The 12,479-nt window shown below is 64.3% G+C and carries 12 protein-coding genes and 1 pseudogene; 7 read left to right on the top strand and 6 right to left on the bottom strand.

The genetic code is table 11. The annotated features are described in order from the left end of the window. Window positions 1-5 precede the first annotated feature (5 nt). Window positions 6-743: a tellurite resistance TerB family protein gene (locus HB778_RS07975; RefSeq protein ID WP_183462837.1), complete on the top strand. Its 738-nt coding sequence runs from the start codon at window positions 6-8 to the stop codon at window positions 741-743. A gap of 300 nt (window positions 744-1,043) precedes the next feature. Next, window positions 1,044-1,799, top strand: coding sequence for an SDR family oxidoreductase (locus tag HB778_RS07970; RefSeq protein ID WP_183462835.1), 756 nt, complete (start codon window positions 1,044-1,046; stop codon window positions 1,797-1,799). Between the two features lie 33 nt (window positions 1,800-1,832). On the opposite strand, the gene HB778_RS07965 is transcribed toward HB778_RS07970, so the two are convergent. Both HB778_RS07965 and HB778_RS07960 read right to left on the bottom strand, forming a co-directional pair. Continuing rightward, window positions 1,833-2,207, bottom strand: a complete 375-nt coding sequence (locus HB778_RS07965) for a YciI family protein (RefSeq protein ID WP_183462833.1) — start codon at window positions 2,205-2,207, stop codon at window positions 1,833-1,835. 151 nt (window positions 2,208-2,358) lie between these two features. Further along, window positions 2,359-3,543, bottom strand: a complete 1,185-nt coding sequence (locus tag HB778_RS07960) for a pyridoxal phosphate-dependent aminotransferase (RefSeq protein ID WP_183462832.1) — start codon at window positions 3,541-3,543, stop codon at window positions 2,359-2,361. An 83-nt stretch (window positions 3,544-3,626) separates the two neighbouring features. On the opposite strand from HB778_RS07960, the gene HB778_RS07955 reads away from it, so the two are divergent. The 4 genes from HB778_RS07955 (at window position 3,627) to denD (ending at window position 6,616) form a co-directional block, all read left to right on the top strand. Beyond that, window positions 3,627-4,313: a GNAT family N-acetyltransferase gene (locus tag HB778_RS07955; protein WP_183462829.1), complete on the top strand. Its 687-nt coding sequence runs from the start codon at window positions 3,627-3,629 to the stop codon at window positions 4,311-4,313. A 27-nt stretch (window positions 4,314-4,340) separates the two neighbouring features. Beyond that, the gene (locus HB778_RS07950) at window positions 4,341-5,318 is read left to right on the top strand and encodes a cation diffusion facilitator family transporter (protein ID WP_183462827.1); all 978 of its coding nucleotides are present in this window, start codon (window positions 4,341-4,343) and stop codon (window positions 5,316-5,318) included. A gap of 89 nt (window positions 5,319-5,407) precedes the next feature. Next, on the top strand, window positions 5,408-5,620 hold the full coding sequence (locus tag HB778_RS07945; RefSeq protein ID WP_183462826.1) for a hypothetical protein: 213 nt from the start codon (window positions 5,408-5,410) through the stop codon (window positions 5,618-5,620). 12 nt (window positions 5,621-5,632) lie between these two features. Beyond that, window positions 5,633-6,616, top strand: coding sequence for a D-erythronate dehydrogenase (gene denD / locus HB778_RS07940; protein ID WP_183462824.1), 984 nt, complete (start codon window positions 5,633-5,635; stop codon window positions 6,614-6,616). A 10-nt stretch (window positions 6,617-6,626) separates the two neighbouring features. Here the strand turns inward: denD and HB778_RS07935 are convergent, their stop codons facing one another. The 4 genes and pseudogenes from HB778_RS07935 to HB778_RS07920 form a co-directional block, all read right to left on the bottom strand. Then, a complete protein-coding gene (locus tag HB778_RS07935) occupies window positions 6,627-7,829 on the bottom strand; it encodes a nickel/cobalt transporter (protein WP_183462822.1) in 1,203 nt (400 codons plus the stop codon). Further along, on the bottom strand, window positions 7,826-8,494 hold the full coding sequence (locus HB778_RS07930) for a DUF1007 family protein (protein ID WP_183462820.1): 669 nt from the start codon (window positions 8,492-8,494) through the stop codon (window positions 7,826-7,828). The genes HB778_RS07935 and HB778_RS07930 overlap by 4 nt, the downstream gene beginning before the upstream one ends. 143 nt (window positions 8,495-8,637) lie before the next feature. Then, window positions 8,638-9,518, bottom strand: a pseudogene (locus HB778_RS07925) (LysR family transcriptional regulator). Between the two features lie 22 nt (window positions 9,519-9,540). After that, the gene (locus HB778_RS07920) at window positions 9,541-10,737 is read right to left on the bottom strand and encodes an amidase (protein ID WP_183462818.1); all 1,197 of its coding nucleotides are present in this window, start codon (window positions 10,735-10,737) and stop codon (window positions 9,541-9,543) included. A 543-nt stretch (window positions 10,738-11,280) separates the two neighbouring features. Between HB778_RS07920 and odc2 the strand changes: the two genes are divergently transcribed. After that, complete coding sequence (gene odc2 / locus HB778_RS07915) at window positions 11,281-12,414, top strand: ornithine/lysine decarboxylase (RefSeq protein ID WP_183462816.1); 1,134 nt, start codon at window positions 11,281-11,283, stop codon at window positions 12,412-12,414. Window positions 12,415-12,479 lie beyond the last annotated feature (65 nt).

The following is a 12,479-nucleotide window of genomic DNA, read 5'->3' as shown; positions in this document are numbered from 1 at the left end:
ACTGAATGTTCGATCCCAAGAAGCTTCTCGACGATCTGCTCGGCTCGCAAATTCCCGGCACCAGCGGCACCGTCCGCGACAAGGCGGGTCAGGCGGTGCAGATGGCCAAGGACAATCCGCTGGCCGCCGGCGCGCTTGCGGCGGTGCTGCTTGGAACAGGTGCCGGTCGCGAAGTGACCGGTGCCGCGGTGAAGCTCGGTGGATTGGCCGCGATCGGTGGCCTCGCCTACAAGGCCTACCAGAACTATAAGGCCGGCAATCCGCCGGAGCAGGCGCCCGCCGCTGGTGAACCGGAATTGCTGCCGCCGCCCAAGGACACCGCCTTCCATCCGTCGCAGGCGCCGCAGGGCGAAGACGAATTCACGCTGACGCTCGTTCGCGCGATGATCTCGGCGGCCAAGGCTGACGGCCATGTCGACGACGAGGAGCGCAAGAAGATCGCCGGCAAGCTCAGCCTTGCGGGGATCGGGACCGATGCCGAGAAATTCCTGATGGCGGAGCTGGAAAGCCCGCTCGATCTCGACACGCTGGTGGCGGAGGCCAAGACCGATGCGCAGAAGCTCGAACTCTACACGGCGTCGCGCCTCACCATCGATCCCGACACGCGCGCCGAACGCGGCTATCTCGACCTGCTTGCCGGCCGGCTTGGCCTGCCGGACGCGCTGGTCGACCATGTCGAGGCGACGGTTTCGGCGGCCAAGGTGCCGGCCAAAGCAGGGACCTCGCCCAATCCGCGCTGGTAGGGTCAGATCGGGACAGGCCGTCTTTCCCGCGTTAACCTTTCGTTAACTCAGCAAGCGCATGATTCTACACAGTCGGATCGGCTTTTCCTCCTCCCAAGCCCGGTTCAGATCAGGGCGGTCGCCAATGACCGCCCTTTTTGTCGGCCCATGCTGGAGCTCTATCCGAAAACCGGATTCCACTTTTTGGGGCATGCCCTGGCGGCTAAGCTTGCCATCGCTGCCGTCATTTGCGATGCCTTCTGCCGAGCCAATCCCTGAAAATCAGTCGGGCACGCGCGGCGCTGCCGGAGGATATCTGCCATGACCGAGGAAAGAACCGCCATCGTCACCGGCGCCGGCACGGGCATCGGCAAGAGCGTTGCCACGGCGCTGCTCAAGGCCGGCTGGAACACGGTGTTCTGCGGCCGCCGCAAATCGGTGCTGGACGCCGCGGTCGCCGAGGCCGGTCCGGCCGAGGCCAAGGCATTGGCGGTGGCCTGCGACATCAGCAAGGCCGGCGAGGTCGATGATCTGTTCGAGACTGTGGCGGAAGCCTTTGGCCGCGTCGACCTGCTCTTCAACAATGCCGGCATGGGTTACAAGTCGACGCCGATCGACGAGATCCCGGTCGAGGTCTGGAACGATATCGTCGGCGTCAATCTCACCGGTTCGTTCCTGTGTGCCCGCGCCGCCTTCGGCGCCATGCGCAAGCAGCGGCCGATGGGCGGGCGCATCATCAACAACGGCTCGGTGTCGGCATATGCGCCGCGCCCGGGCTCGGTGCCCTATACTGCGACCAAGCATGCCATTACCGGGCTGACCAAGACGCTGGCGCTCGACGGCCGGCCCTATGACATCGCCTGCGGCCAGATCGACATCGGCAACGCGCTGACCGACATGGCCCAGCCGATGACCGTCGGCGTGCCGCAGGCCAATGGCTCGATCGCCGCCGAAGCGGTGATGGATGTCCAGCGCGTCGCCGACGCGGTCGTCCACATGGCCAGCCTGCCGCTCGACGCCAATGTGCTGTTCATGACCGTGATGGCGACCAAGATGCCGTTTGTGGGGCGCGGCTGAGCGCTGGGAGCGGGCAGGGCTATTGCCGCCAGCTCATTTGCCAGCCAGCGGCACGCCGGGCTTGAACAGCAGAATAGGCCTGATCTCGTAAACGGCGGTCGGGTTGACGCGGCGAAGGTCGCGGGCGATGGCGATGGCCTCGTCCCGCGTGGCGCAGTCGACGACATAGAAGCCGAGCAACTGTTCCTTGGTCTCGGCGAAAGGACCGTCGATGATCACGCCGTCGCCAGGGCCGCGCAAGGTGAAGGCATTCTGCGTCGCCCCCAGACGCGCGGACGGTCCAAGCGTGCCTTCCTCACGAAGCTGGGTGGTGATCCCGAGCAACTCGGCCATCAGTGCCGCATCTTCCTGCGGCGTCAGCGCCTTGATCGCTTCTTCCACATGATAGGCAAGGATTGCATAGAACATCTGGGGCACCCCGGTTACGATCCCAATCTCCGGATCGTAACCGGCCCCGACATGGAGGCACAGTCTTGCCCGCGAGCCTCCCGACGGATCATGACACCGACATGGTGGCTGGCCGCTAATTATCCGGAAAGGTTCCGGCCTGCCTTGATGTCTATTTGGCCAGGAACGCCCCGATCCGTTCCAGCGCGCGCAAAATGTTTTCCTCGGAGTTGGCGTAGGAGAGCCTGACATAGCCTTCGCCGAGAATGCCGAAATCGGGGCCGCCGATCAGCGCCACGCCGGCCTCGTCGAGCAGTGCTGAGGCAAGCTTCTTTGCCTTCCAGCCGGTCTTCGAGACATTGGGGAAGGCGTAGAACGCGCCCTTGGGCGTGATGCAGGAAATGTTGGGCAGAGCGTTCAAGCCCTCGACCACGACCTTCCGGCGGCGGTCGAAGGCGCGCATCATGGTGTCGACGTCGTCCTGCGGGCCATCGATGGCCGCGATGCCGGCGAACTGGCTCGGCGCGTTGACGCAGGACCAGCAATTGACCGCCAGCTTGCGCACCTTGTCATAGAGATGCGCGCCCTTGTCGCCGTTCGGCCAGATCGACCAGCCCATGCGCCAGCCGGTCATCGCCCAGGTCTTGGACCAGCCATTGAGGACGATCAGCCGGTCGCGGATTTCGGGGTAGGCGAGCAGCGAGCAATGCGTTTCGCCGTCATAGGTCATGACGTCGTAGATTTCGTCGGAGAGGATGGCGACATCAGGGTGCTTCTCCAGGCCCTTGACCAGCTTCTCGATCTCGGCGCGTGGCGTGACGCCGCCGGTCGGGTTGGCCGGCGAGTTGAGGATCAAGAGCCTGGTCTTCGGGGTGATCAGCGCCAGCGTCTCTTCGGCGGAGAAGGCGAAGCCATTTTCCTCGCGCATCGGCACCGGAATGGGGGCCGCCCCGGTGAACTCGATCATCGAGCGGTAGATGGGAAAGCCGGGGTCCGGATAAAGGATCTCGGCGCCGGGCTCGCCGAACATCAGGATCGCCGCGAACATGGTCGGCTTGCCGCCGGGCAGGATCATCACCGTCTCGGGCGAGACCTCGACGCCGGTGGTGGTCAACGTGCGCCGAACCACCGCTTCGCGCGTTGCCAGCAGCCCGTTGGCCGGCGTGTAGCCGTGGTGGCCGTCACGCAGCGCCTTGATCGCCGCCTCGACAATGTGCTGCGGCGTCTTGAAGTCGGGTTGGCCGATGCCGAGATTGACGATGTCGCGGCCCTGTTGGGCAAGTGCTGTCGCCCGCGCCAGCACCGCGAAGGCATTTTCCTCGCCGAGACGGTCGAAGGCCGAAATCGTGTGGAGCATTTTTCCCGTCCGTGTGGTTCTTACTGTGGGGTTGCGTTTTTGTGAGCGTCGGCCTGCAAAAGTCAAACGGATTGGAGTGTTTGGTGTCGGAAAATCTCGCGAATTGGCAGCCACGCCCGCGTCCGGAGCGCAAGGCGATCGACGGCCGCTATGTCAGACTTGAACCGCTGAGCGCCGCAAAGCACGGTGATGGGCTCTATGCAGCGTCTTCCGTGTCCGATGTCGACGGCCGCTTCGCCTGGCTGCCCGATTATCCGCCGGAAACCCGCGCCGCCTTCCAGCCCTGGCTGGACAAGGTCGAGGCCAGCGAAGATCCGCTGTTTTTTGCCATCATCGACAAGGCGAGCGGCAAGGTCGCCGGACGACAGACGCTGATGCGCATCGATCCTGCTTACGGCGTCATCGAGATCGGCAACATCTATTGGGGACCGCTGATCTCGCGCAAGCCGGCGGCGACGGAAGCGCAGTTCCTGTTCATGAAATACATCTTCGACGAATTGGGTTACCGCCGCTACGAATGGAAGTGCAACAACCGCAACGAGCCGTCGAAGCGGGCCGCGGAGCGGTTCGGCTTCAAGTTCGAGGGCATTTTCCGCCAGCACCTCATCGTCAAGGGTGAAAACCGCGACACTGCGTGGTATTCGATCATCGACAAGGAATGGCCGGCTTTGCGCAAGGCCTATGAAGCGTGGCTCGATCCGGCCAATTTCGACGGCGCCGGCCAGCAGAAGCGACGGCTCGAGGATTGTCGCGCGGAATTCGGCGCATAAGCCTCGGCGCGTAACGGAGTTTGCCATTTGGCGCATACCCATTCCCACGACCACAGTGGCCATGATCACGGCAGCGCCGGTCACGTACATGGCTCGACCGACAAGAAGCGCGTGCTGATCGCGGCCTGTCTGACGGCGGGATTCATGGTGGCGGAAGCGCTTGGCGGGCTCTTCACCGGGTCGCTGGCGCTGCTGGCCGATGCCGGCCACATGCTTGCCGACGCCATCGCACTCGGCCTTGCCTGGTATGCCTTCCATCTTGCCGGGCGGCCGGCGACCGGCCAACTCACCTATGGCTTCGGCCGGGTCAAGACCCTGGTCGCCTACACCAACGGCATCGCCATCTTCGTCATCGCGCTGTGGATCGTCTACGAGGCGTGGGAGCGCCTGCTCACACCGGCGCCGGTGCTGGGTGGGCCGATGCTGGTGGTGGCGATCCTCGGCCTGCTGGTCAATATCGGCTCCTTCCTGGTGCTGCATGGCGGCGACCGCGAAAGCCTCAACATGCGCGGCGCCATCCTGCATGTGCTGGGCGACCTGCTCGGCTCGGCGGCGGCGATCGTGGCGGCACTGGTCATCCTGGCAACCGGCTGGACGCCGATCGACCCGATCCTGTCGGTGCTGGTCTCGCTGCTGATCCTGTCGACGGCCTGGTCGCTGATGCGTGCCGCCGCCCATGTGCTGCTGGAAGGCGTACCGCCAAGCCTCGATCGGGACCTGGTTGCCAAAGATTTGGAAACGACGATCCCGGGCGTGCGCGAAGTGCACCATATGCATGTCTGGTCGATCGATGGGTCAAGCAACATGGCGACGCTGCATGCCTGCCTTGACGAGGGCGTCGATGCGCATCAGGCGGTCAGCACCATCAAGAAGCGGCTTGCCAGCGAGCACGGCATCAGCCATGCCACCGTGGAACCGGAATTCGGCCAATGCGCCGATGAGGGTGACGACCACGATCACCAGCATGAGCACGATGCGGCCGCGCATCACAGCCACCATCACTAGGCCCGATTGATGACCATTGATCGGACCTGCCTCAGGAGTTCTCCAGCTTTGAAACTCAGCCCGACGAACGACCGCCGCCTCGGTGCGGCATGATGGACCGTGACACGCGCAATGCGGCCATCGCGGCGGTCTGGATCTTGCTGCTGTTCGGCATTGCCGCCTTCTATCTGCCGACGGTGATGCTGGCACTCGGCAGTTTTTCGACCGTGCTGGCCGGCATCTTCGGCGTTGTCTTCGTGCTGGCGTTCTTCTTGGTGTTCTGGCTGCGCGCGCGCACCCAGCGCAAAAATCAGGGCAAGTAAGGGATTTCGGACATGCGCATTCTGATCACTGGCGCCGCAGGCATGGTCGGCCGCAAACTCATCGCCCGGCTGGCAAAGGACGGCACGTTGCGGGCCGAAAAGATCACCGCGCTCGATCTGCACGACATCGTGCCGCCGCAGGCGCCGGCGATGGATGGCGTCAGCATCAGCACCCATACCGGCGACCTTGCCGAGGCAGGTGCCGCCGAAAGCCTGGTCGCGTCGCGCCCCGACGTCGTCTTCCATCTCGCCGGCATCGTGTCGGGCGAGGCGGAAGCCAACTTTGATCTCGGCTACCGCGTCAATCTCGACGGCACGCGCGCCCTGTTCGACGCGATCCGCCTGGCGGGCTTTGCGCCGCGCGTCGTCTTCACCTCGTCGATCGCGGTGTTCGGCGCGCCGTTCCCGGATGTTATCCCCGATGAATTCCATCCGACGCCGCTGACCTCCTACGGCACGCAGAAGCAGATGAGCGAGGCGTTGCTCGCCGATTATTCCAGGCGCGGCTTCTTCGACGGCATCGGCATCCGCCTGCCGACGATCTGCGTGCGGCCCGGCAAGCCGAACAAGGCGGCCTCCGGCTTCTTCTCCGGCATCATCCGCGAGCCGCTGAGCGGGCAAGAGGCGATCCTGCCGGTGCCGCGCTCGGTCGTGCACACCCATGCCAGCCCGCGCTCAGCGGTGAATTTCCTGATCCATGCGGCCGGCATCGACGGTGCTGCCGTCGGGCCGCGCCGCAATCTGACGATGCCCGGTGTCGCCGTCACTGTCGGCGAGCAGATCGAGGCGCTGGAGCGCATCGCCGGATCGAAGACGGCAGGCCTGATCCGCGAGGTGCCGGACGAAACGATCTGGGCGATCGTCAAGGGCTGGCCGACCCGCTTCGAGGCGCGGCGGTCACGAGAACTCGGCTTCAGCGCCGAGAAGAGCTTTGACGAGATCATCCGCGCGCATATCGCGGATGAGCTGGGCGGCAAGATCGCGGGTCAAGCCTGACCCGCTTCTATCAAACGCTGCCCGTCAAACTCGCCGACAGCAGCAGCAGTCCGAACAGGAAGACGAAGGCGGCGCCGCCGATCTCGACGATCGAATGGATGCGATTGCCCATGCGGCCGTCGCCGGCGAAATACACCGCCCAGTTCTTGGCGGTCACGGCAAGCGTTGCCAGCGCCGAGACGGTGATCGCGGTTCCCAGCGACATCGCCAGCACCGACAGCAGGCCACCGAGCCAGAGCCCGTTGAGCAGCGCGAAGCTCAGCACGATGAGCGCGCCCGAGCAGGGGCGGATGCCGACGGCGGCAACTGCCGACCAGGCGGTGCGCCAGTCGAAGCGGTCGCCCGACAGCAGCGCCGGATCGGGCGCATGCGAGTGGCCGCAGGTTTCGCAGACCTCGCCATCTGCATGATCGTGATGCGCGTGATCATGATGCGCATGATCGTGCGCGCCGTGATCGTGGTCGTGGTGATCGTGCGAATGCTCATGCACGTGGTCGTCGTGCACTTGCAGCGCATGCGAATGGGCATGTGCCGAATGGCTGTGCGCGGCATGCGAATGGCCGGCGTGGGAATGCCCGGCATGAGAGTGGCCACCGTGCGAATGGCCGGCGTGCGCTGCCGACAGGCTGTAGGCCGGAGCCATGCCGAACAGGCGCAGGATGGACGGGCCGAGCTTGCGCCACAGCAGCCAGGCACCGAACAGGGTGACGAGGGCAAAGCTCGTGATCTCCATGAACCAGGCCGCGTCGGTCATCGAGATGGTGGTGCCGCGCAGGACGAAATAGGCGAGCAGCATGACCGCGATCGCCGTCAGGCCCTGCAACAGCGCCGAGACGAAGGACAACAGGACGCCGCGCCGCAGCGCCACTTCATTGGCGACCATGTAGGACGAGATCACCGCCTTGCCGTGGCCGGGGCCGGCGGCATGGAAAATGCCATAGGCGAAGGACAGGCCGATGAGCACCCAGAGCTTGCTGTTATCCTGGCGCATTGCCTTCATCGCCGTGGCAAGCGCGCGGTAGAATTCCTGCTGCCGCAGGTTGATCCACATCAGGATGTGGGCGAACGGACCGGTGGTCGGCGCCATGCCGTCATTGACGCCGATGCCGAGCGAACTCTGGGCGTGCGCGACATCAGCGAAGTGCATCGCGGCAAAGGCGAGGGCCAACAGGCCGAATGCCAAACGCAGGGACGGTTTCGTCACCGGCTTCATCCTTCTGGCTGACAGGTCAGTTCGAGCTTGGTGGCAAAGATCTTGCTCATGTCGGTGCCCGTCGGGTCGTTGAAGAAGGCATCCGTCAAGGTCTTCTGGTTTTCCTTGATGGCCTCATCCGGGTCCGGACGGATCACCTTGCTGGTGCAATTCGACGGCAGGCCTGTAACCGTGATGTTGGAATCCTCGGTGAAGTCTATCGCCGTGTAGAAAGTCGGATCGTAGACACCGATGTCGATCGTGCCGGTCAGCTTGAGCGGCGCCTTGGGCTCGGACTCGAACAGGATGATCAGCTGGTCGTTGTCGAAATTGGCCATCAGATGTGGCGGCGGCACCATCGTTACATCCTTGCCGTTCTGCGTGACGAGCTGGAAATAGTTGAATTCGGCCAGCGAGGCATGAACGGTGTCGGCGACCTCCTTCAGCTCCTTGTCGTCAAGCTTCAGGTCGGAGTTCTTGTCGAACTCCATCATCACCGTACTCGAAAACAGGTCGTCGAAGCGCCAGAGATGACGCAGCGCTTTCACACTTTGGTGATCCGGGGAGAGGATCACGTCGAGGCGTGCCTCGGCGAAGACGTGCGGATGCACGTAAGCCGGTCCGGTGCCGGCAAAGGTCGCCGCCAAGGCCGAAGCCAGTATGATTGCGTTCCGTTTGAGTTGCATTCCCGGTCGCGATTCCCTTGGCTTTGGAGAGGAACCGAAGGTTACCAGAAAGGGGGCGAAATTGGGACCGCCCGTGCGTGTCACCCAAAAGTGCGCAGCGGTTTTGGGACTACGACACGCACGCGGCAAGAACCCGAGGCAGGTCAAGCGGCCTCACGCGTCCTGAACCATTGCACCAGGAAGTCGACGAAAACGCGGACCTTGGCCGGCAGATAGCGGCGGTGCGGGTAGACGGCGAAGATGCCGCCGCCGGACAGGATGCGGTCGTCGAGCACCGTCACCAACTGGCCACTCTTGAGGTCGGGCGCGGCAATGAAATCCGGCAGGATGCAAAATCCGAGTCCTGACAAGGCGGCGGCGCGCGCCGCCATCGGGCTGTTGACCTCGATCGGGCCGGACACGGCGACGCTCAGCTGATCGTTGTTGTCGCCCTTGAACGCCCAGTTGTTCAGGCGCGGCCATTGGTGTCGACGATGCAGGGCATGTGGCCGAGATCCTGCGGCCGCGTCGGCATGCCATGCTTGGCGATCAGTTCGGGCGAGGCGCAGAGCCTTATCGAAAACGGCGCCAGGCGTCTCGCGATCAGCGACGAATTCTCCAGGCGCGATATGCGCACCGCGAGGTCGAAGCCTTCCTCGACCAGGTCGACGAAGCGATCGTCGAGCTGGATGTCGAGCACGATGTCGGGGTGCTGCTTGGCGAAGTCGATCAGCGACTGGCCGATCGGCGCGTCAGCGAAAGTGCGCGGCGCCGACAGTTTGATCCTGCCGCGCACGTCGCCGGAGGATTCGCGCACGGCGTCGGCCAGGCTGTCGACCTCGCGCACGATCTCCGAGGCGCGCCGGTAATAGGTGTGGCCGGCCTCGGTCATCGAGAACTGGCGCGTCGTGCGGTTGAGCAGCAGCGCGCCGAGTTCGTCCTCCAGTTCGCGCACATATTTCGACAGCAGCGCCTTGGAACGGCCGATCTTGCGCGCCGCTGCCGAAAAGCCTTCGGCCTCGACGACGTCGATGAAGGCGCGCATGCGGGTCAGTGTGTCCATGGGTTCAGGCCCTTTGTGCTGCGTCGAGAAGTTTTCGGCCGAGCCGTATCAGGGCTATGTCGCTGCCGGAAGGGCCAAGCAGTGACAGGCCGAACGGTGCGCCGGCGACCGAGCCGATGGGCAAGGTGATCTGTGGAAAGCCGGAGAGGCCGGCGAGGCACAGAAGATGCAGCGCCCGCTCGCGATAAGCCTGGAACTGCTCCGGCGTCGAGTCGACATAGGGTGCCGGGCCAGGCACCGTCGGCAGGACGAGGAAACCATCCTTGCCGAGCAGGGCGTTGAGTTCGCCGCGGAAGGTCAGCCGCCGCACTTTCTCGGCCTGCACTGTCCGGTCATCGACGGCACGGCCAAAGCCGAAACGCTCCTGGACGCCGGGGCCGAGGTCGCGCTCGCCGCTGATGATCCAGTCGCCATGCACGCCCCAGGCTTCCCTGGCCTGCAGCCGGCGAAAGCACCAGTAAAGGTCGTCAGGGGAAGAGCTGAAGCGCATGGTTGACGTCGCCGGCGTACCGAAAACCGCGCTCGCCAGCCCCTTCATCCCGGCATATTCGGCAAGCGCCGGGCGGGCGACCATCTCGTCCAGCCAGGGGAGCGATAGCGGGCGGTCCAGGGAATGCTGGTGCGGGTCGCGGCCAAGCAGCAGTTTGCCGACCGTCTCGTAGGTCTCGATGTCGTCGGCGAACCAGCCGAACGTGTCGAAGCTCGGCGCCAGCTTCATCGTGCCATCGAGCGAGATGCGGCCATGCGTGGTGCGCAGCCCGATCAGCCCGCAAAAGCTCGCCGGCGCGCGGATCGAGCCGCCGGTGTCGGAGCCGGTGGCGATGTCGGCCAGCCTGCCCGCCACCGCCGCCGCCGATCCGGACGAGGAGCCGCCGGTGACACGGTCGGGTGCGGCCGGGTTCACGGGAAACGGAAAATGCGCGTTCTGGCCGAACAGCGCGAAGGCCAGCTCGTCGGTCTGCGTCTTGCCGGCGAAGCGCGCGCCGGCATCGAGAATCGTCTGCACGGCGGGCGCGGTGCGCGAGGCGGCATTGCTTTCGGCGAATTTCCGAGAATTGCCGCAGCCGGTGCGGTAGCCGGCAACGTCGTAAATGTCCTTGACGGCCAGCCGCAGGCCGGCGAGCGGACCGAGCTCGGCATGAGCCACCGGCATCTGGCGAAGATCGAGGAAGGCGTTGTAGGGGCCGTGCGTGCCTGTCATCGTTCGATATCCGGATACGGTCCTCCCAACATTGTTCGATGCCAGAAATTTTACAACCTTGGATACGATTTTTATTGATTGTGACGGCAACCAGCCATATATCGCGCTTGCCCAAAGTCGCACGTGCCTGTGGGTGTCCGCCGATCCTCGAATGGTGAGGGAAATCGGTAAGGTAACTGGAGCCAACCCCTCCAGTCGGTCTAGCGGCCAACCGCCAGCCCGAGGACACCTTGAAGCAACGACGGTGCGGGCCTTTCTGGTTCTCTGCCGGTTGTCCAAAGACCGGGGTTACTGAAGAGGCACACCTTCATTGCCGGTAGTGCGGAACGGGGTTCTCCCAATCCAAGCCAAGGCAGACAAAGCGGACCGAAGCCGGGCAAGGCCAAGGTTCATCGCCGCGAGACGGCGTTTCATGGTTCCGGGGTCTCCACCGGCTGGTTCCATGGAATTTTCGTCCCGCCTTTGTTTGATCGCGTGTTCGCGAGGCCGACAGCCCGCGTCCGCACCCTTGTGCGCGCCGAAAGGCGTGTTTGGAGATACAAGATGGCTACCCAGCGCATCCTCGACTTCCTCGCCACCCGACGTCCGTCCGGCCCCTGCCTCGTCGTCGACCTCGATGTCGTGCGCGACAATTTCCGCGCCTTCGAGAAGGCGTTGCCCGATTCCAAGATCTACTATGCGGTGAAAGCAAACCCGGCGCCGGAAATCCTGCGCCTCCTTGCTGCGATGGGCTCGTCCTTCGACACCGCTTCCGTTGCCGAAGTCGAGATGGCGATGGACGCGGGTGCGCCCGCGGACCGCATCTCCTTCGGCAACACCATCAAGAAGGAGCGTGACATTGCACGCGCCTATCAGCTCGGCATTCGCCTGTTCGCGGTCGATTGCGTCGAAGAGGTCGAGAAGATCGCCCGCGTCGCTCCCGGCGCGCGTGTGTTCTGCCGTGTGCTGACCGATGGCGAAGGCGCCGAATGGCCGCTGTCGCGCAAGTTCGGCTGCGTGCCTGCGATGGCTGTCGACGTGCTGCGCCATGCCAAGGGCCTTGGCCTCGACGCCTATGGCGTGTCGTTCCATGTCGGCTCGCAGCAGACCGACCTGACCGCCTGGGACCGTGCGCTGGCCGACGCCAAGAAGGTGTTCGCGACGCTCGCCGAGGAAGGCATCGTCTTGAAGATGGTCAATATGGGTGGCGGTTTCCCGACGCGCTATTTGCGTGATGTGCCGGCGGCCCAGGCCTATGGCCAGGCAATCTTCTCGGCATTGCGCAAGCATTTCGGCAATGCCATTCCGGAAACCATCATCGAGCCGGGCCGTGGCATGGTCGGCAATGCCGGCGTCATCAAGTCGGAAGTCGTGCTGATCTCGAAGAAGGCCGAGAACGACAATGTGCGCTGGGTGTTCCTCGACATCGGCAAGTTCGGCGGTCTGGCCGAGACCATGGATGAGGCGATCCGCTACCCGATCGTTACCCACCATGACGGCTCGGAGACCGCGCCTTGCGTGCTCGCCGGCCCGACCTGCGATTCGGCCGACGTGATGTACGAGAAGACGCCGTATCCGCTGCCTCTGTCGCTGACGATCGGCGACGAGGTGCTGATCGAAGGCACCGGCGCCTACACGACCACCTACTCGGCGGTCGCGTTCAACGGCTTCGAGCCTCTCCGATCCTACGTGATCTGACGGTTCGAAAGAACCGGTCAGATCATCCCAGGTGGGCGCCTGTCGCCCGCCCGGGCTCGCTTGTG

It is taken from the genome of Mesorhizobium huakuii, from assembly GCF_014189455.1.
In the GTDB taxonomy this organism is placed as follows: domain Bacteria; phylum Pseudomonadota; class Alphaproteobacteria; order Rhizobiales; family Rhizobiaceae; genus Mesorhizobium; species Mesorhizobium huakuii_A.
The sequence above is the reverse complement of the archived record's forward strand: the minus strand, read 5'-3'. Positions and strand labels throughout refer to the sequence as shown.

Excerpts from the sequence above, each read along its gene's own strand:
- HB778_RS07975 (WP_183462837.1), top strand. The coding sequence starts at position 6 with ATGTTCGATCCCAAGAAGCTTCTCGACGATCTGCTCGGCTCGCAAATT.
- HB778_RS07970 (WP_183462835.1), top strand. The coding sequence starts at position 1,044 with ATGACCGAGGAAAGAACCGCCATCGTCACCGGCGCCGGCACGGGCATC.
- HB778_RS07965 (WP_183462833.1), bottom strand. The coding sequence starts at position 2,207 with ATGTTCTATGCAATCCTTGCCTATCATGTGGAAGAAGCGATCAAGGCG.
- HB778_RS07960 (WP_183462832.1), bottom strand. The coding sequence starts at position 3,543 with ATGCTCCACACGATTTCGGCCTTCGACCGTCTCGGCGAGGAAAATGCC.
- HB778_RS07945 (WP_183462826.1), top strand. The coding sequence starts at position 5,408 with ATGATGGACCGTGACACGCGCAATGCGGCCATCGCGGCGGTCTGGATC.
- denD (WP_183462824.1), top strand. The coding sequence starts at position 5,633 with ATGCGCATTCTGATCACTGGCGCCGCAGGCATGGTCGGCCGCAAACTC.
- HB778_RS07935 (WP_183462822.1), bottom strand. The coding sequence starts at position 7,829 with ATGAAGCCGGTGACGAAACCGTCCCTGCGTTTGGCATTCGGCCTGTTG.
- HB778_RS07930 (WP_183462820.1), bottom strand. The coding sequence starts at position 8,494 with ATGCAACTCAAACGGAACGCAATCATACTGGCTTCGGCCTTGGCGGCG.
- HB778_RS07920 (WP_183462818.1), bottom strand. The coding sequence starts at position 10,737 with ATGACAGGCACGCACGGCCCCTACAACGCCTTCCTCGATCTTCGCCAG.
- odc2 (WP_183462816.1), top strand. The coding sequence starts at position 11,281 with ATGGCTACCCAGCGCATCCTCGACTTCCTCGCCACCCGACGTCCGTCC.